General features: G+C 61.4%; 15 protein-coding genes. 5 read left to right on the top strand and 10 right to left on the bottom strand.

Annotated features, from left to right (window positions below; genetic code table 11):
• From ACQRA4_RS09665 to ACQRA4_RS09645, 5 genes are all read right to left on the bottom strand, one after another.
• Positions 1-619: flavodoxin family protein (locus tag ACQRA4_RS09665; protein ID WP_427822869.1), on the bottom strand; the 619-nt coding region annotated here is incomplete at its 3' end.
• Positions 620-746: 127 nt separating this feature from the next.
• The gene (locus tag ACQRA4_RS09660; protein ID WP_427822868.1) at positions 747-1598 is read right to left on the bottom strand and encodes a WcbI family polysaccharide biosynthesis putative acetyltransferase; all 852 of its coding nucleotides are present in this window, start codon (positions 1596-1598) and stop codon (positions 747-749) included.
• A gap of 3 nt (positions 1599-1601) precedes the next feature.
• Positions 1602-2012: a 6-pyruvoyl trahydropterin synthase family protein gene (locus ACQRA4_RS09655; RefSeq protein ID WP_427822867.1), complete on the bottom strand. Its 411-nt coding sequence runs from the start codon at positions 2010-2012 to the stop codon at positions 1602-1604.
• Positions 2009-2182 (bottom strand): hypothetical protein, encoded by a 174-nt coding sequence (locus ACQRA4_RS09650; protein WP_427822866.1) that lies wholly within the window; start codon positions 2180-2182, stop codon positions 2009-2011. The genes ACQRA4_RS09655 and ACQRA4_RS09650 overlap by 4 nt, the downstream gene beginning before the upstream one ends.
• Positions 2183-2402: 220 nt before the next feature.
• Positions 2403-3176: a 4'-phosphopantetheinyl transferase superfamily protein gene (locus tag ACQRA4_RS09645; RefSeq protein ID WP_427822865.1), complete on the bottom strand. Its 774-nt coding sequence runs from the start codon at positions 3174-3176 to the stop codon at positions 2403-2405.
• A 454-nt stretch (positions 3177-3630) separates the two neighbouring features.
• Here ACQRA4_RS09645 and ilvA point away from each other — a divergent pair, with 454 nt between their 5' ends.
• Positions 3631-5169 (top strand): threonine ammonia-lyase, biosynthetic, encoded by a 1539-nt coding sequence (gene ilvA / locus ACQRA4_RS09640; RefSeq protein ID WP_427822864.1) that lies wholly within the window; start codon positions 3631-3633, stop codon positions 5167-5169.
• Between the two features lie 88 nt (positions 5170-5257).
• On the opposite strand, the gene ACQRA4_RS09635 is transcribed toward ilvA, so the two are convergent.
• Together ACQRA4_RS09635 and ACQRA4_RS09630 are read right to left on the bottom strand one after the other, a co-directional pair.
• Positions 5258-5758, bottom strand: a complete 501-nt coding sequence (locus ACQRA4_RS09635; protein ID WP_427822863.1) for a protoporphyrinogen oxidase — start codon at positions 5756-5758, stop codon at positions 5258-5260.
• 144 nt (positions 5759-5902) lie between these two features.
• The gene (locus tag ACQRA4_RS09630) at positions 5903-6850 is read right to left on the bottom strand and encodes a spidroin-2 (protein WP_427822862.1); all 948 of its coding nucleotides are present in this window, start codon (positions 6848-6850) and stop codon (positions 5903-5905) included.
• A 674-nt stretch (positions 6851-7524) separates the two neighbouring features.
• Between ACQRA4_RS09630 and ACQRA4_RS09625 the strand changes: the two genes are divergently transcribed.
• Complete coding sequence (locus ACQRA4_RS09625) at positions 7525-8892, top strand: NlpC/P60 family N-terminal domain-containing protein (RefSeq protein ID WP_427822861.1); 1368 nt, start codon at positions 7525-7527, stop codon at positions 8890-8892.
• Entirely contained in the window at positions 8889-10463 is a 1575-nt protein-coding gene (locus tag ACQRA4_RS09620; RefSeq protein WP_427822860.1) for a dephospho-CoA kinase, read from the top strand. The genes ACQRA4_RS09625 and ACQRA4_RS09620 overlap by 4 nt, the downstream gene beginning before the upstream one ends.
• A 139-nt stretch (positions 10464-10602) precedes the next feature.
• Here ACQRA4_RS09620 and ACQRA4_RS09615 read toward each other — a convergent pair whose 3' ends face one another.
• From ACQRA4_RS09615 to lysA, 3 genes are read right to left on the bottom strand one after another with little or no spacing between them, the layout of a single operon-like run.
• Positions 10603-11505 carry a DUF2156 domain-containing protein gene (locus ACQRA4_RS09615; protein WP_427822859.1) on the bottom strand — a complete coding sequence of 301 codons (903 nt, stop codon included), beginning with the start codon at positions 11503-11505 and terminating at the stop codon, positions 10603-10605.
• A 60-nt stretch (positions 11506-11565) separates the two neighbouring features.
• Entirely contained in the window at positions 11566-12954 is a 1389-nt protein-coding gene (locus ACQRA4_RS09610) for an MATE family efflux transporter (RefSeq protein WP_427822858.1), read from the bottom strand.
• Between the two features lie 35 nt (positions 12955-12989).
• Positions 12990-14270 (bottom strand): diaminopimelate decarboxylase, encoded by a 1281-nt coding sequence (gene lysA, locus ACQRA4_RS09605; protein WP_427822857.1) that lies wholly within the window; start codon positions 14268-14270, stop codon positions 12990-12992.
• Between the two features lie 856 nt (positions 14271-15126).
• On the opposite strand from lysA, the gene ACQRA4_RS09600 reads away from it, so the two are divergent.
• Both ACQRA4_RS09600 and ACQRA4_RS09595 read left to right on the top strand, forming a co-directional pair.
• Positions 15127-15549, top strand: a complete 423-nt coding sequence (locus ACQRA4_RS09600) for an FKBP-type peptidyl-prolyl cis-trans isomerase (protein ID WP_427822856.1) — start codon at positions 15127-15129, stop codon at positions 15547-15549.
• Positions 15550-15617: 68 nt separating this feature from the next.
• Positions 15618-17810 (top strand): glutamine synthetase III, encoded by a 2193-nt coding sequence (locus tag ACQRA4_RS09595; protein WP_427822855.1) that lies wholly within the window; start codon positions 15618-15620, stop codon positions 17808-17810.
• The last annotated feature ends 96 nt before the right edge of the window (positions 17811-17906 follow it).

Here is a 17906-nt window from a genome sequence, read left to right as displayed (position 1 = left end):
GGATGAAGTTGGTGCCTTCCCAGGGTTCAGGCGTGGGACGCTCCACCCCGGCGGCCTGGCCTGCGGCGATGCACTTGAGCAGCCAGGCCATATTGTCGCCCAGGGTGCGCATGGTCTGCAAGCCCTCCTTGTCCTGAAGCACCTCCGAGGGCGTATTGCCATGCACGGAATTCCAGTACTGGGACGCCACCACGGGCATGCGCGCAATGGTGAAGTACTTGTTCAGTCGGTCGAAAGAGGCGCTGGCCCCGCCCCGGCGGCAACTGACCACGGCGGCGGCCGGTTTGAGGGCGTAGGGCGCGGATTTCATATAGAACATGCGATCCAGAAAAGCGCAGATGGAACCGTTGGGCCCGGCATAATAGACTGGCGAACCCACCACCAGCGCGTCGGCTTCGCGCAGTCGGTCAACAGCCTCGTTGACCGGGTCGTCCGTAAACACGCAGTGCCCGGTATCGACGCACTTGCGACAGGCAATACAGCCGCGTACGGCTTTGCCGCCCATTTGCAGAATGTGCGTGTCCAGACCGTTTTTTTCCAGCTGGTCCGCCACGGTGCGCAGGGCTGTATACGTGCAGCCCTTGAGGTGCGGGCTTCCGTTGATTAAAAGCACATTCATGAGATTCTCCTTGTTTGTTATGTTATGGCGGATATGAATTCCGCTCAGTGTACGGAATGGCGTGGCGGGGGACAAGCGTCGGGGCGCGTGCGCAACGCGCCACAAGCCAGGGGCGTGGCGGCTTCTGTCAGCCTGTCGGGCACGCGCCGCTGGGCGGCAGGTTGCTCAACAGGGTCAGCAAATCGTCCACGCCGTGCCGTCGGCAGGCCAGGTAACAGGATGTATATTCCCGATGGGTAAGCCGGGCGGCAAACACCGGGTAACGCCGTTCGCGGTAGGCAAAGGGCAGGCCCAGCAGCTGACCCAGAGCGGGGTGGAGGGGCAGCCAGAAGTCTTCCTGCGGATGAACGTAGGCGCGGCGCGCCTCTTCCGGCAGGCCGCCCAGGTCCAGCAGGCGCAGCAGGCTGTCCGCCAGATGAAAGAGCAAGGTTCTGCCCGGATGATTGACGGTGATGAACAACTGCTCTTCCCGCCAGCGTTCCCGCAGCAGCGGCGCGCAACGGATGGGACAATTCGTCTCTTTCTCTTCCTCCCGTGCCAGGGACGCCTCAGCCACGGCGGCCACATCGCCCAGCAGGGCCGGTTCGCCACGCAGGTAGAGATTCAGCGTTTCTTCCGGCGCAAGCCCCTGGGCCAGCAGGCGTTCCAGCAGGCTGTCGGCAAAGTCGATGCTCTGGACGGCATTGGTCCAGAACGGCCAGTAACCTTTGAAGAAAAGATTTGGAATTTCAATGCGTTGGCAGCCTGTTGGCAGGCGCGGCAGCATTTGCTCCGTGGACAGCGCGCCCCAGTGCGGGGCCAGGCGTTGGTACAGGAAGAGCGCACATTGCTCCAGATCCGCCTCGGCGATGCTCTGGCGGGTATAGTTCACGTACTGCCGGATGTGAAAATGCCGTGCGAAGTCCGGCGTATTTTCCAGCAGGGGCCGCAGAGCGTCGCCCTGGCAGTTGGCGTGGAGAAGGCAGAGCGCCTGGGGCATGCGTTAGGTCAGTTCCAGATAGGTGGCGCTCTGGCTGCCTTTTTCAGACACGCTCACGCTGACTAGCCGCACGGCGCGGGCCTGCGGATCCGGGTTTGCGGCCAGGCGGTCGGCCACCCCGCGCCAGATATGGCGGGAAAGGTTTTCCGAAGAGGGGTTGATGCGGTCAAAGGGCGGCGTTTCGTTAAGCACGCAATGATCCAGATCGCGCAGCACATCCTTGAGCACGGTTTTCAATACTTTGAAATCCAACAGCAATTCGGTGTCCGGCGTGAGTTCATGGCCTTCCACGCAAAGTTCCACCCCGAAATTGTGACCGTGCGGGCGCTCGCATTTGCCCTGGTAGTGCCTCAGGGCGTGTCCTGCCGAAAATTCGTCGCGCACGGTGAGACGCCAGCAGTGTCGCGCGCTCATGAGACTATCCACCAGACCACCAGGGCCGAGACAAAAACGACAATCAGGGCCAGAACAATGCGAACGTTCTGGTTCCATTCAAAGCCGGAGGTTTCGTCCTCCAGGTCGGCATCGCCGCCGGAGGTGGTGGGGGGGCTGAAAATACGTTGCAGCCAGGATGTGAAAGACATGGCTCTCCTGCCGGTCAAGGGCTGTTACACATTCGTGATGCGGACGCAGCATAACAAGTGTCCGTTTTTTGTCAAAATGTTCGGGGTGGATGCCGTCCGCAGGCCCGGAAAACGTCGTGCCGCGCGACGCATGCCCCAGGTTTTGCCCCGGCAGCAGCCCCATGCGCATAAAGATGCCGCAGCCCTTGAGAGTCGAAGGCCAATGAAGGTTCTCCGGTGTTCAGGCATCCCCTGTTCCGGCGGTATTCAGCCAGCGCAGGCGGATTGACGGAGGCGCCTCCTCGTCGCATGCCAGGCAGAGCCAGTGACCGGGGCAGGCCAGAACCCGCCAGAACAGACTCTGGCCCTGAATGCGCAACAGGCCCGCGCGCTGGCCGCGCAGGCCGCTCTGAATCAGAGCCGGATCAAGCCTCAGGCCCGTGCCCAGCGCTTTGAGCGCGGCTTCCTTGATGGTCCAGCGGCGCAATGCGTCGCGGGCAGCGAGACATTGCACGGGGCTTGCGGTGAAGGCGCGCGCCGCCGGGGGAGAAGCGTTCAGGGCTTCGGCGTCCAGCCCCAGGCCCTTTTCCCAGACGGAACACGCGGCATGTCCGGTCTCAGGCCGCTCTTTTTTTCGTTTCTGAAAGTTGCCTGGCCCCCGTCCACGGCACAGGGCGCAGAAGGCGGCCTGCCCGCTATGGCTGAAGCATACGCGCCAGCCTGGAAGCAGCGGGCGGCCCCATGCGTCTCCGCCAAGACGGATGCCGGGTCGCGACGGGCCTTCCAGAACCTGAAGCCCGCGCAGCAGCAGCAGACGCGCCAGCAGGCGGGAGGCGCGCGCGGAGAGGGCCGCCCCCTTCGGTGCAAAGCGCCGGATATGACACAGTTGCTCCGGCATAAGCCAGGGGATCAGCATCGCTTCCCAACTTTGGCACAGAGAACGCAGCCCGGCATCTGACGCAGCGGGCAGGGCCGCGCCCAAAATCAGTATTTTTTTCTCCGGAGGGTTACGCATCAGGCATGCGCCGGCTTTTTCGAATACGCGCGGGAGTGACGGCGTGGCCGGGTTCATTTGCGAAAACCACGTTTTTTCGCCAACGATCCCGCAAAAGTTCTTCGCGGAATTCCGCGCGGAATTTTTGCAATGAGACACTAGAAGCGGCATGCCAGCCAGATCGCCGGCAGCGAAATGGCGGCCAGCGGTTCCGCGCCCATTGCGGCTGATGCGGAGCATACAGTTTTTCTACGGGAAATCCACTTTTTTCCATAAGCCTCTGTTTGCGAGTGCCGCGCGGGCTGGCATGCCGTTGGCGCTTCGCCTTTTGGGCGTGCCGGAGGCATGATTGAGGCTTGAGAAGCGCGCTCGCCGGGTGTACACAAAAAGGATTACGCGCAAGGTCAGGCGCGCCGCCTATCCGGCGCGACTTTAGGCCCTTGGGCGCGGTTTTTACCCAGTCGAGGACATATTCATGCACGATCACAGCGAGTATCTGAACCGCATTCTTTTGAGCCGCGTCTATGATGTGGCGGTGGAAACCCCTCTGGACGAGGCCGTGAGCCTGTCGCGGCGACTGGGCAACAAGGTGTTGCTCAAGCGCGAGGATTTGCAGCCGGTCTTTTCTTTCAAGCTGCGTGGCGCGTACAACAAGATGGCCCGTCTTTCGCCCGATGAGCTGCGGCGCGGCGTCATTGCCGCTTCGGCGGGCAACCATGCTCAGGGCGTGGCCCTTTCCGCCCAGCGTTTGGGCTGTGAAGCCACCATTGTCATGCCTGTGACAACCCCGGCCATCAAAATTTCGGCGGTGCGGCGGCTGGGCGGGCAAGTGGTGCTTTCCGGCGAGTCTTTCAGCGACGCCTGGCGGCACACTCAGGAACTCATCCGTCAGAGCGGCGCGGTGTTCATCCCGCCCTTTGAAGACCTGGACGTGATAGCCGGGCAGGGCACCATCGGCATGGAAATTCTGCGGCAGCACCCGGACGACATCCATGCGGTCTTCGTGCCCATCGGCGGCGGCGGTCTGGCCGCGGGGGTGGCCGCCTACATCAAGCACCTGCGCCCGGACATCCGGCTCATTGGCGTGGAACCTGTGGATTCCGACGCCATGCGCCGTTCCATCATGGCCGGTTACCCGGTGGAACTCAGCGAAGTGGGCCTGTTTGCCGACGGCGTGGCCGTGAAGCTGGTGGGGGAGGAAACCTTCGCCCTCTGTCGTGATTTGCTGGACGACATCATCACCGTGGATACAGACGCCATCTGCGGGGCCATCAAGGATATTTTCGAGGATACCCGCGTGGTGGCGGAGCCCGCCGGGGCCTTGTCCCTGGCCGGGCTGCGCGCCTATGTCGCCGCCAGCGGCATCAGGGACGCCACTCTGGCCGCCATTGTCAGCGGCGCAAACATGAATTTTGACCGCCTCAGCCATGTGGTGGATCGCTCGGAAATCGGCGCGGAACGCGAGGCGCTGCTGGCCGTGACCATTCCGGAAAAGGTGGGCAGCTTCCGCCATCTCTGTTCGGCCATCGGCAAGCGCAGCATTACCGAACTGTGCACCCGCTTCGCGGACCCGGAAAAGGCGCGGGTGCTGGTGGGCATCAAAATCAAGGGGCGCGGGGACGCGGCCGAAGTGCTGGCCGATCTGCGCGAGCAGGGCTTCACGGTTCTTGACCTCGGCGACAACGAGCTTGCCAAGCTGCACCTGCGGCACATGGTGGGCGGCAACGCGCCGCAGGTGAGCAACGAGCGATTGCTGCGCTTTTCTTTTCCAGAGCGGCCCGGCACCTTGCTGGATCTTATGGACGCCATGCGCGTGGAATTCAATATCACCCTTTTCCAGTACCGCTATCATGGGGCTGACTTCGGGCGGGTGCTGATGGGCTTTGACGTGCCGGGCGAACAGCGGGAGGCGTTTGAGGAATTTCTGACGCGGGTGGAGCGCATGGGCTACCCGCATGTGGACGAGTCGGACAACCCGGCCTACAGGATGTTTCTGGGCTGGCACAACGCATAAACATGCGGGGCGCGGTCGCGCCGGGGGCTTCCGCGCTCCGCATGTCTGTTTTCCACATCCCGCGGCTGGCTTGCCGGCTCGCTCTCCTCTATCGGCCCAGTATGGCCCTGGCCTCAGGCGTCACGCCCCTGAGGCTGTCCACAATCTTGTCCGCGCCCATCTGCTCCGGATCCTGGGCAATAATGATCAGAAGCCATTCCGGCGTGGCGGCGACTCTGGTGACGGCCTGTCCTTTCACCGTCTGGTTGCGCGGCACGCCGCTGAACGTCCAGAAATGCCCCTCGCGGCGGGGTTCGGTGGCGTCGCCCTGCAGTTCCGTCATGCTGCGGGCGAAGCCTTCGGCAGTGGATTTGGGCGTGTTGGGCAGCAGATAGATGCTGATCTGGGCCAAAAAACGTTCCCGTTCCTGATCCTGCTTGCCAAGCACCAGCATGTATTCGTCCTGGCTGCCGGTGCTGAAGGCCGTGCGTTCCTGTCCGTCCCAGCCGTCGGGCAGATCCGCGCTGAACTGGGTGAAGGATCGCTGCGCGGCCTGAGCCGGAATTGCGCAGCAAAGCAGAAGCAGAAGCAGACAAAGGCGACGCGCCATGTGATCCCTCCGTGGCGTAAAATGGAAGATTTTGCGTCAGGATAAGCTTTCAGGCGCCGCCGGGCAAGGCGCAGGCAGGCCGCAAAACAGGCTGACGGCCAAGCGGTACCCCGGAATGCGGATTGCGCGAACCATGCGGCCACATCAGGCCAGCATCAGGATGAAGGGCAGGCTTTCCCCAAGCGCCAGCAGCGCAACGCCCAGCCCCATGAGCCAGGAGCGGCGCAGGGGGTTGCCCATGCCCAGTAGCGTGCCCCAGCAGGCCACGGCCGCCGTGAGCGGAATCAGGGCATAGAGCTGCGGCAGAAGCCAGTCTGGCGTCGCGCCCCGCAGCAGATAACCCAGCAGTATTCCCCAGCGATCCAGACAGAAAGGAATATAACCCACCGTGGCCCAGAGAGCGCACCAGCGCGCGGCCAGAGCCGTTTGATTTTCGTCGAAACCGGCCGCGGCCGCGCCGCGCCGCGCTCGCAGCAGAAAAAGCAGGGCCAGGGCGCCTGCCGGGGTAAAAGCCATGAAATATTTGTGCAGAGCGTTGCTGAACACCGCCCCTGCCGCCCGACCGAGATCCATGCCAGGCGGCAGGGCGATGAACGGCCAGTTGTGGAGAACATAGGTGGAGAAAAAGCACAGGGCCGTCAGAGCGCAGAGCAGCAGCCTTCCTTTGATGGCGGCTGTGGCGTGACGGTCTTCCTCCGGCCGGCGGCGCGGAGGCAGGGGCGCGCCGACGCAGGCGCGGCGCAGCAGAGCGGCGCACAGAATGCCGGCCAGCCAGAGCAGGAGGGGAAGGCTGCAGCCAAGCATGGGCGGGCTGGCTAAAGAGATGGCGGACATACGCTGGCCGGCGGCGCTCAGCCCGGACAGCAGGGAATGGAGGGCGGCAAACATGCCCGGCAGGGCGAGCCAGGACAGGCCAAATGTCAGCCCGGCCAGCCGGGCCGCGCCATAGGCGCAGAGGCGGGCCTGGCCGCGCCGCCCGATGAGCAGCGTCAACGCGATTATCAGAGGCAGAGCCGCCGCGGCGTTCATGCCGATGCCCAGCAGGCCGCCGCACCATAACGGAAGGATGGTCCAGATCGAGATATCTTGCATGGGCCGCTTTGTACCTTGCGGCGGGTGTATCCGCAATAGGGCAATCGTATGAAAACTTCAGGAGGCAGGGGCCGCGCGAAGGGTCGCACAAAGAAAAGCGTCGCCCGGCCCGTCCGTTTCTTCCTGAGCCTCACGCGTTTCGTGACGAGCGGATTTTTCAGCATATTCAGCGCAATATGTTGCAAAGCAGCAAAATTGCGCCTGCTTTTTTTCCTTGGCCGGCATCATTATCTCTCAATGCAATAAATTGTTTGAGCAAAAATCTAAAAATAGTTCAAATATATCATTAGATTGTATTGCGTTTTCAATATGAGGAATGTTCAAAAAACAAATTTTGTATTTATAAAGTATTTAATATATACAATTATAAGTATATAACTATTATAATACAAATATACAAAAATATTTTTTTTCAGGATATAAATTTATTTTTTAGCGTATAATACAGCTTTATGAAAATTAAATTGAACCGCCGCCTGACATTAGCTGCCATTCTGGTAAATGCTAGATGGTATGATGAATTGATTACATATTTTTGCATCATTCATGCAGTCAAGATATCCAGACTGAAAACAGAACATTGCCGGAACAGGCCAGCTGATGTTATATACCGCACAGGCGCGCCATTGCGCCGGCGCGATACGGCGCGTTTTCCGTCAGAGAAGGAAAAGCCTATGCAACCATGCTTTCGTTTCATCCTGCCCGTTTTCTGTCTGCTGCTGCTCACGGCTTGCGGCGGCAGGCAGACGCCCACTCGTGAAGGAGATTTGCCGCCCTGGATGGGCACTGTGGCGGATGTGTGCCATTTTCCGCAAGACCTGAACGCCTATGCCGCCGCTGTCGGTTCGGACAAACCGCTGCTTGACGCTTGGCAACAGGCTGCCCAGGACGCGCGCTTTAACCGGATTTTCTTTGGCCCTTGGGAGATGGGCAAAACCTCCATGCGCAAACGCGATGTGGCGGCCATTTTTCACAAGGCGCGCGGTTTTAAATACGGCAATGTACGCTGGAACCAGAACGAATGGGACGCCATAAGCCGCAACGCCCATCTGAGCGCCTTTCCCTCGCGGGCGCAGGCCGCCATCATCGTGCGGAATGCTGATCTGCGCGAAATGCCCACGCATGAGGCCCGCTTTTCCGAACCCACGCCCGACCCCAGGGCCAACCCATTTGACTATTTTCAATATTCCCTGCTGCCGCCAGGCACGCCTGTGTTTGTCGCCCATACCAGTCTGGACGGTCGTTGGCATTTCGTGGAATGCCCGGTGGCCGGCGGCTGGGTGGATGCCGAGGATGTGGCCCTGGTGGACGAAAATTTCAAAAGCCTCTGGCGCAACAGCCGATACGCGGCTTTGCTGCGCGACAAGGTGATTTTGCCCGGAACCGGTCGCAACGGCGACGACAGCCAGGCCAATATAGGCGCGATACTGCCTTTGGCGGGCGAGAATTCGGACGGCGGCTTGCGTGTGCTGGCCCCCATCAGGGGCGCTGACGGCATGGCCCGCAGCGCCGAGATTACCTTACGCGGGGGCGATGCCGCGCCCAAGCCATTGCCGCTGACCGCCGGCAATGTGGCCAGAGTCGGCAATGCGATGATGGGCCAGCGCTACGGCTGGGGCGGCATGTTTGGCGAACGGGACTGCTCCGCCCTGACTCGTGAGCTGTTCACGCCCTTTGGCATCTGGTTGCCGCGCAACTCCGCCGCCCAGGCGCGCTCCGGCGTGGTGCAGCCCCTAGATGGCCTGAGCGCCGAAGAAAAGGAAGCCCTGATCCTGGCCAACGGCATACCCTTTTTGAGCTTGGTGGGCATGCGCGGGCACATTACCCTTTATGTGGGCAACTACAAGGGCAGAGCCGCCATCTTTCACAATGTCTGGGGAGTGCGGATTATTGAAAACGGCGACGACAACGCGCGCTTCATCCTTGGCCGGGCCGTGGTTACCTCCATCACCCCCGGCGCGGAGTTGAAAAATCTCTACCGGCCCGTACGCTTTGTCGACCGGTTGCGCACTCTCTCCACTCCGGCGGTATCGCGTCCGTGAACCATATCGAACTGCTGATTACAGCGAAAACCGCCGGGTTACGCCTGGATCGGGCATTGCGGGATGCCCTGCCGGACATGTCTCGCGCGGCCTTGCAAAAAGCGGTTTTGGCGGGGCGCTGCCAGGTGGATGGGCTGCCCGCGACGCGGCCCGACGCCAGAGTGAAATCTGGCCAGCGCGTGCTTCTGTGCCTGCCGCGCACGGAAAACACGCTTGCCGCCGAGGAAGGGCATCTTGAACTGATCTGGCAGGACGCCAGCCTGGTAGTCTGCAACAAGCCCGCCGGGCTCACCGTGCATCCCTGCCCTTCCTGTCAGGAACACACCCTGGTGCAGCGTCTGCTTGGGCGCTTTCCGCAGTTGGCGCGTCTGGACGGCCTGCGTCCCGGCATTGTGCACCGCCTGGATAAAGACACCAGCGGACTTTTGCTGGTGGCCCTGAACGAAGCCGCGCGACTGGCTCTCAGCGCGGCTTTCGCCCGGCGTGAGGTTCGCAAGGAGTACCTGGCTCTGGTCAGCGGCCTGCCGCCGGAGCGGGGCGAATGCCGCGAAGCGCTGGGCCGTCACCCCACGGCCAAGGTCAAAATGACCGTGCTGCCTGAGGCGCGCGGCGGCAAAGCCGCCCACACCACCTGGAGGCGGCTCTGGCATGCCCCTGACAAGCGGGTTTCGCTGCTGGCGGTTCGCATCCATACCGGGCGCACCCATCAGATCCGCGTACACCTGGCCCATCTGGGGCATCCCCTGCTGGGCGACAGGCTTTATGCGCCCTCACCGGCGCGTGATCTGGCCCCGCGCCAGATGCTGCACGCCTGGCGTCTGGCCTTTATCCATCCAGGCAGCGGCGAAGAAATGCAATTCGTCTGTCCGCCTCCAGAGGATATGCCGCTGGCGGCCCTGGCGGCCTGCCGCCGCATGCGGCGAGTGGTGATTACCGGCAATCCGGGCAGCGGCAAATCGGCGCTCACCGGGCTTTTGGCGGCCCAGGGCCTGCCCACGGTCAGCGCCGATGCCGTGGTGGCTGATCTGTACGCGCCGGGCGGCGAGGCCGCCGCCTGGTTGGAGCGACGTTGCGGAGGGCGAGTTTCCGCAAAAGATGGCGGCGTGGACAAGACCGCCCTGCTGACGGCCATGCGCGCGGACCCGCTTTTGCGCCGCGATGTGGAAGAAACGGTTCACGCCCTTGTGCGGATAGCCATCGAAAACTTCTGGTATGAGCAGGAGTCGGCGAACGCCCCCCTGGCCGTGGCCGAAGTGCCGCTGTATTTTGAATGCGGCTGGCAAAACGCGTTCAGCCCGACGCCGCTTACCGTTGGCGTGCATTGCCCCCTGTCGCTACGCCTGCAACGGATCATGGACAGCAGAGGATGGAACGAGGAAAAAGCCGCCGCTCTGGAAGCCTGGCAATGGCCGGAAAGCCGCAAGGAAGCGGCGTGTGATCTGCTGGTGGACAATAGCGGCCCGCCAGAAGCTCTGGAAAACGCGGCCCGCGCACTGCTGAACGATCTGGAGCGCATTCGCCTGGATGAAGAAGCGGCGCAACGGCGACGGTTGGAAGAGCTTTGGCGTTGAAAAACACAGGACAGGCGCCCGGCTTCGCCTGACTTCTTCCTGGGCGGGTTGGGGTGGGGCGGTATCGCAGAAGGGTTGACGCCAAATTTGAAAGCTCCGCGTCAGCCGGCGCGGAGCTTTCGCATGCCGAGGAGCATCCTCAGCCTTGTCGGCCCTTGCGCACGCGCACCTTGCATTTGCGCAGAAAGTCCGCGGGCAGGTACGTCATTTTGGCCTGACGCAGACCTTCCTCGTCCAGATCCTGCGCGCGGTTGATATACATGAAGCCCTCGCCGGCATGGCGCGCGAACTCGCGGTTGATGGTCTGGTACACGCCGCGAAAACCGTTGAGGCCTTTTTCGTAGTGCACGCCCAGGCTCAGATCGTCCAGCTTTTCTCCGACGCTGAAAGCCACCATCTGCCCGTCCACATAGAGCGAACCGCCGTCAAGTCCGCTGAATCTGTCCCAGTGCGAAAGCACCCGGTTGATGGCCTCGTTTTCCGCCCGCAATGAGGGAGAATCCTCGCACTCATGCCATTGGCACCAGTCGTCCTGCACAGCCAGCACATCCTCCACCATGATGTCGTCCAGAGAGCGGTAGTCCGGTTCGCCGTAGGCTTTAACATAACTGTTGCAATGATTCTTTTTTTTGTGAAAGCGATTGCCGGGCAGTTTGGCCAGGTCCGCCTGGGTGTAGAGATATTCCCACTGGCCGCGGTCTTCCTCGGCATCCACAAGGCCGGGCAGGGCCTGCTGCCAGATATGCAGCAATTCATCGGGTACGCGCACAAAGTCGTGCGTGGCGTCGCTGAAGGCGTTGGAGAGCACGCGGCCCCAGTCCACGGCATTCCAGTCGCCCACCGGCGCCCAGCAAACCGTGCGGGGGAGGGTCTGGCGAATCCAGCAGAGGTTGTCGTCAAAGCGCCACTCCAGACCGTAATATTTCTGCCAGCCCCAGAGGTTGGGCAAAGTATAGTCCAGGGAGCGGCGCGGCGTGCGCTGCCAGAGATCATAAAAATCGCGGCTGCCGTCCAGGCTTACCGGCGTAAAATCTTTGTTCATAATGTTTTTTCTCCTTTTCGGGGCAGTGGCGCGCAAGCGCCGGCCGGGCCGCCCCGCCCGTCAGGCGGGCTTGCGCTCCGCGTGATGCCGCGCCCGGCTCTTCATGGCAAAACGGGCCCAGTCCCGGTAACGCACCACATGGAGCATGATGCAGGTTTGCAGACATTGTGAGAAGAGCATGGCCGCGAAAACGCCCGAAGCTGTGCCCCAGAGGACATGCCCAAGCAGCCAGCCCAGGGGCAGGCGCACCAGCCAGAATGTGCCGCCGTAAACCATCAGATTGTATTGCGTGGCCCCGGCTCCCACCATGATGCCCCCCATGACCGTACTGGCGATGGAAAAAGGCGTGGAAAGCAGATTATAGGTCAGATAGCTGACGATCTGGGCCTGGGTGCCCGGCTCCTGAGAGAGCAGCATGGCGATTTCCTGGCGAAACGGCCAGAGCAGGGCCGCCACCAGGCTCAGGGCCAGGGCGGCCAGCCCCACCATGTTCAGGGCCACGCGTTTGGCTTCCTGCGGTTTGCCGGCGCCAAGGCTGTTGCCCACCAGCACGGCCACGGTCATATTGAAGGCCATGCCCGGCAGAAAGAGCAGCGCCTCCACCCTGAGCCCGGCGGTGAGTCCGGCCAGAGCGTTGACGCTGTCCAGAGGCAGCGAGGCCACCAGCACAAACAGGGTAAGATAGCCGGATTGCCAGACGATCTGTGCCGCGCCCGCCGGCAGGGCCACTTTCAGCAGATAGGGCAGACCCGCTTTGAGCCAGCGGGGGCTGGGCAGCGAACGGCGTTGCAGATAGCCGGAACGGGCCAGCAGCAGACAGTTGCAGACAGCGCCCAGACACTGCGCGCCCAGATTGGCCCAGATCAGGCCCATATAGCCGAAGGCGGGCAGCCCGAACCAGCCCAGGCCAAAGCCCAGACAGGCCAGCAGGTTGGCTCCGCAGACCAGGGCGGCAACCCAGAGCGGCGGCAGCACCTGACGCGTGGCGCGAAACATGACCCCGGTGGCGGAGTAGACGTACTGGGCTGGCAGGGCCAGCAGAGTGACCAGCCAGAGTTCGCGGGCGATGGGCAAAATGCTTTCCGGAATCATGAGCAGACGCAGGATGCCGTCGCCGAAAAGCCAGCCGCCCGCGGCCACCAGCAGCCCCAGACCAAGGCTGCCCAGCACGGCGGCGCCGATGTAGCGTTGCGCGCGGCGCATCCTGAGCGCGCCCAGAGACTGGCTGACCGCGGCCGTGGCCCCGCTGGACACGGCCATGATCACCACCATCAGAAAAATGGAGCACTGGGTCACCATGCCCAGGGCGGCCTGCACTTCGGCGCTGATCTGCCCCGCGACCCAGACCGTGATGAAGCCCATGAAGAACACAAGGTACATCATGAGCATCTGGGGCCAGATCAGTCGCCAGATCGCGCGCGGAGAATCGCTCAGGTCAGGCGTGGGCATGCAAACCGCCCGTGCGCCGCATGGCGAGTTGCGGGCTACAGCAAGTCGTCAAAGCAGCGGGCCATATCTTCCAGAGTTTCGCGGCGACGAATCAGGCGGGCCGTGCCGTCGCTCTGAATCAGCACTTCAGCGGGGCGGCGGCGCTGATTGTAATTGGAGGACATGGTAAAGCCGTATGCGCCGGCGTCAAGTATGCCCAGCACATCTCCCTCGCGCATGCGCGGCAGCAGGCGATTTTTGGCGAGAATGTCGCCGCTTTCGCAGATGTTGCCCACAATGGTCTGGAGCATGGGAGCCTCTTCTCCCGCGCCGCTTTGACCACGGTAGATTTCCACATCGTGGAAAGAGTCATACATGGCCGGGCGCACCAGCACATTGAAGCCCAGGTTTGTGCCCACATAACGCTTGTCGCCGTTGTTTTTCACGGCATGAACCCGCCCCAGCAGCACACCGCATTCGGCGGCCACATAGCGGCCCGGCTCCACCAGAAAGCGTCCCTTGTAGGCGTTTTTAGCGGCCCAGGCGCTGATCATGGCATGCAGGCGGCGACCCAGATCGTCCATATTCAGACGGGCTTCCCCTTCATATTTGCGGTAGGGAATGCCGAAGCCGCCGCCGAAGTCGATGATTTCCAGCGTGTCCAGCGCTCCGGCGGGCAGGGTTTCGGCCAGTTCAAGCAGTATTTGCGCGGCGTCAAGATAGCCGTCCGGCTCCATGAACAGCGAGCCGATATGCTGGTTGATGCCGGCCAGCGTCAGCTCGTGCCTGCTCAGCAGGGAAAATACGTCGCTCATCTTGTCCGGCGTGACGCCGAACTTGGTTTCCTTGCCCGCCGTGACCACCTTGGCGTGATGGCCGGCCCCGATGCCGGGATTGAAGCGCACCATGACCTTCCCGCCGTGATTGAGGCGGCCCAGCGTATCCAGCTGGGAAAGGGAATCAACGCTGATCAGCAGGCCGTGCTCCAGCGCGTTTTGCAGCTCCGTCTCGGAATTGTTGTTGGAAATATACAGGATTTCATGCGGCGTGAACCCCGCAAGGCTGTCCATGAACAGTTCGCCGGGGCTCATGGCGTCCACCACCAGACCTTCCTCGCGGATGATTTTCAGCAATACGGGGCTGGCGTTGGCTTTCACAGAATAATTGACCCCGAAGCCCGGCTGGCTGGAAAGGGCCATCAGGTCGCGGCAACGCCGGCGCAGAATATTTTCATTATACACATAGAGCGGTGTGCCGTAGGTTTCGGCCAGTTCACGAGGGCTGTGATTGCCATAAAAATTGAGACTGTCGGTATAAGCGGAACGGATATCGGGCATATGCACCTCTGCATGGAATTGCCGCGGTCTTTGCCGCGTAAAAGCCAATGGTTGCGGAATCGCCATGATGACGGGCGGCGGCCCGTTGGCTGGGCACTGTGTTCCCTGGTCAGGGAACAGTTTTTAATTATCCTTGGCAAAGCCGGAGCTGTCAAGCCGGCCCGCGCCCAAGCAAGGGGCGACCGCCGGTTGATTCCGGCGGTCGCAGGAGAGAGGGATGCCATGATGGCCAGAGGGTCTGTCAAGGGAGGAGGTTTTTGGAGGGGGGCCGCGCCGCCCCTGATGGGGGGCTGGAGCGGCGCGGAAATTTGTCCTTTTCCGTATATGTTGACCACCTGTCGGCGGATATTTTTGTCGTCCGTTATTCCGGGCGCTCTTGCCCTCTTATATAGCAAGGCTCGTGCCAAACTCGAATTGTATTGATAATATACTAAAATTTAAAGTTATTTTAAGTGTAACCCCGAAAAGTGATGTATGTTTTTTAGGCATATATGCTTTGGATTAGTATAAAATTTATACAGATGACTATATTCAGCCAGGGTGCGCACACGGGGGAAAGCCGCGTCCGTCCTCTCTGCGCATAATGACCGGCAGCGCTTGCCGACAGCCCCGCGCGCGCTGAATGCGTCTGTGGCGCAGAGACGGAAAAACGGGAGGGGATATATCTTCGCGCGCATGCCCGCGCAAGCGCAGAATCGGCCAGCGACGCATTGACATCAAACCCGTGCCGTGTTTTGCTCCTCTTTTATGTGGCAGACTTTCTTCCCCCCCCCCCCCGATCTGACGCCGGAGGGGCCAAGCCGCAATCGCAATGCAACCAAAAACGCCCGCCGGGCGGGTGTTAACGGAGTTTTTCATGCCCATTAAAAAAGGCGATACGATACGGGCGCACTACACCGGAACGCTGGCTGACGGCACGGTTTTTGATTCTTCCAGAGAGCGCGACCCACTGGAGTTCACGCTGGGCAAGGGGATGCTGATTCCTGGTTTTGAAGCGGCGGTGGAAGGGCATGAGGCCGGTGAAACCGTCACTGTGACCATTCCCCCGGATCAGGCCTATGGCGATGCCGACCCGGAGCTGGTATTCACTGTGGCGCGCGCCCAGGTGCCTTCGCATATTCCGCTGGAAGTGGGCGTGCCCCTGCAGCTTTCCAACGAGCAAGGCCAGATGGATGTGACCATCACCGAGGTGGGCGCGGATGAAGTCACGCTGGACGCCAATCATCCGCTGGCCGGCAAGGAACTGACTTTTGAAATCGAAATTCTTGAAGTAAAATAGCCTTTTTGCCCTGGCACGGGCTTGCCCGCGCGAAGCCGGGCGATACCGCGCGTATTGAAGGAGCATGCATGAGCAGTAATACCGCCCGTCACAGCGCCATCCAGGCCATCACCACCTACAAGCCCGACGTGGCTCCGCTCAATTTTGCGGACACCAGGCCCACGGATATTTTCGGCTGCAATGTTTTCAATGACCGGATCATGCGTGAGCGCCTGCCCAAGGCTGTTTACAAATCGCTGCACAAGACCATTGCCTTCGGCGAACGCATGGACCCTTCCATAGCCGATACCGTGGCCGCGGTGATGAAGGACTGGGCCATTGAAAAGGGGGCCACCCATTTCACCCATGTGTTTTATCCCCTCACCGGCCAGACGGCCGAAAAGCACGACAGCTTTCTGATGCCTGACGGCGCGGGCGGCGTCATTGCCGAATTTTCCGGCTCCATGCTGATTCGGGGCGAGCCCGACGCGTCCTCCTTCCCCTCCGGGGGGCTGCGCTCCACCTTCGAGGCGCGCGGTTATACGGCCTGGGACGTGACCAGCCCGGCCTATATCATGGAAAATCCCAATGGCACTTTTTTGTGCATTCCCACCATGTTCCTGTCGTGGACAGGCGTCGCGCTGGACAAGAAAACGCCGTTGCTGCGCTCCGGCCAGGCCCTGAACCGCGAGGCGCAGCGGGTGCTGGCCCTGTTCAATATTCATACGGAACTGCCGGTGATTTCTTATGCCGGTCTGGAGCAGGAATATTTTCTCATTGACCACAATTTCAATTTTGCCAGGCCCGATCTGCAAATTGCCGGACGTTCGCTGTTCGGGGCGCGTCCGGCCAAGGGGCAGGAGTTCAGCGATCAGTACTTCGGGGTTATCCCGCAGCGCGTGCTTTCCTGCATGATGGAAGTGGAGCGCGAACTTTACAAGCTGGGCGTGCCCGTGCGCACCCGCCACAATGAGGCGGCCCCCAGCCAGTACGAGATCGCGCCGCTCTACGAGGCCAGCAATCTGGCCGTGGACCATAACCACATCATCATGTCCACCCTGCGCAATGTGGCCAAGCGCTACGGCCTGAAGTGCCTGCTGCATGAAAAGCCCTTCAGCGGCATCAACGGTTCGGGCAAGCATGTCAACTATTCCATCGGCAACGCCGAACTGGGCACATTGTTTGACCCCGGCGAGACGCCGCATGCCAATGCCAAGTTTCTGGTGTTCTGCGCGGCCATGATTCGGGCGGTGCACAAATTCGGCGGCCTGCTGCGGGCCACTGTGGCCAGCGCCAGCAATGACCATCGGCTGGGCGCGCATGAGGCCCCGCCGGCCATCATGTCCATTTTTCTGGGGGATCAGCTTACCGAGGTTTTCGAGGCATTCCGGGCCGGGCGCGCGGAGGACGCCGCCAGCGGCAAAGGCGGTCGCGCCCTGAATGTGGGGGTGGATACCCTGCCGCCCCTGCCCACAGACCCGGGCGACCGCAACCGTACCAGCCCCGTGGCCTTTACCGGCAACCGCTTTGAATTTCGCGCCGTGGGCTCCAGCCAGTCCGCCGCCGGATCCATCACGGCGCTCAACGCCATGATGGCCGACTCCCTGGGCTTCGCCGCCGACTGGCTGGAACGGGAACTCGGGGAGGGCAAAGACTTTAACGCCGCTGTGGAATCCTTCATCAGCCATGTCATTGAAGAGCACAGCGCCGTGATTTTCAACGGCGACGGCTATTCGGAGGTCTGGCACAATGAGGCCAGACGGCGCGGCCTGCCGGATCTGCGCAATACGCCCGAGGCTCTGCCGGAGTTCACCCGGCCCGAAGTCATCGCGCTGTATGAAAGCCAGGGCGTTCTCAACCGGGCCGAACTCAAGGCGCGGCAGGACATTTATCTGGAACAGTACTGCAAGACAGTGCGCACCGAGGCCAATCTGGTCATCCGCATGGCCCGCACCATTATTTTCCCGGCGGGCATGCGCTATCAGGGTGAACTGGCCGCCGCCGCCGCCCATATGCAGTCCATTGGCAAGGATTATAAAACCATGACTCTGGACGAGGTAACGGCGCATCTGCGCGGCCTGCAAACAGCCACGGCCCGTCTGGAAGACACGCTGGCCGATGTGGGGCAACTGGGCGAAGGTCTGGACGCCGCCCGGCGCTACTGTGAAGAGGTGCTGCCCCTGATGGTTGAGGCGCGCCACTACGCCGACCTGCTGGAAACACGTGTGGCCGACGATTTGTGGGCCTTGCCCAACTATCAGGAAATTCTTTTTGGAAAATAATTGACAAGGTTTTGAGCATTACCTAAACTCTTTTCGCGTACCAGACTGAATAAGGATTTGCCATGCACGCTTTCCCGATCACCTTCTTTGCTGACA

The sequence above is a fragment of the Desulfovibrio sp. SGI.169 genome, assembly GCF_050313595.1.
In the GTDB taxonomy this organism is placed as follows: Bacteria; Desulfobacterota; Desulfovibrionia; order Desulfovibrionales; family Desulfovibrionaceae; genus Desulfovibrio.
The sequence above is the reverse complement of the archived record's forward strand: the minus strand, read 5'-3'. Positions and strand labels throughout refer to the sequence as shown.

Excerpts from the sequence above, each read along its gene's own strand:
- lysA (WP_427822857.1), bottom strand. The coding sequence starts at position 14,270 with ATGCCCGATATCCGTTCCGCTTATACCGACAGTCTCAATTTTTATGGC.
- ACQRA4_RS09595 (WP_427822855.1), top strand. The coding sequence starts at position 15,618 with ATGAGCAGTAATACCGCCCGTCACAGCGCCATCCAGGCCATCACCACC.
- ACQRA4_RS09645 (WP_427822865.1), bottom strand. The coding sequence starts at position 3,176 with ATGCGTAACCCTCCGGAGAAAAAAATACTGATTTTGGGCGCGGCCCTG.
- ACQRA4_RS09630 (WP_427822862.1), bottom strand. The coding sequence starts at position 6,850 with ATGCAAGATATCTCGATCTGGACCATCCTTCCGTTATGGTGCGGCGGC.
- ACQRA4_RS09615 (WP_427822859.1), bottom strand. The coding sequence starts at position 11,505 with ATGAACAAAGATTTTACGCCGGTAAGCCTGGACGGCAGCCGCGATTTT.
- ACQRA4_RS09625 (WP_427822861.1), top strand. The coding sequence starts at position 7,525 with ATGCAACCATGCTTTCGTTTCATCCTGCCCGTTTTCTGTCTGCTGCTG.
- ACQRA4_RS09610 (WP_427822858.1), bottom strand. The coding sequence starts at position 12,954 with ATGCCCACGCCTGACCTGAGCGATTCTCCGCGCGCGATCTGGCGACTG.
- ACQRA4_RS09660 (WP_427822868.1), bottom strand. The coding sequence starts at position 1,598 with ATGCCCCAGGCGCTCTGCCTTCTCCACGCCAACTGCCAGGGCGACGCT.
- ACQRA4_RS09600 (WP_427822856.1), top strand. The coding sequence starts at position 15,127 with ATGCCCATTAAAAAAGGCGATACGATACGGGCGCACTACACCGGAACG.
- ilvA (WP_427822864.1), top strand. The coding sequence starts at position 3,631 with ATGCACGATCACAGCGAGTATCTGAACCGCATTCTTTTGAGCCGCGTC.
- ACQRA4_RS09650 (WP_427822866.1), bottom strand. The coding sequence starts at position 2,182 with ATGTCTTTCACATCCTGGCTGCAACGTATTTTCAGCCCCCCCACCACC.
- ACQRA4_RS09635 (WP_427822863.1), bottom strand. The coding sequence starts at position 5,758 with ATGGCGCGTCGCCTTTGTCTGCTTCTGCTTCTGCTTTGCTGCGCAATT.
- ACQRA4_RS09655 (WP_427822867.1), bottom strand. The coding sequence starts at position 2,012 with ATGAGCGCGCGACACTGCTGGCGTCTCACCGTGCGCGACGAATTTTCG.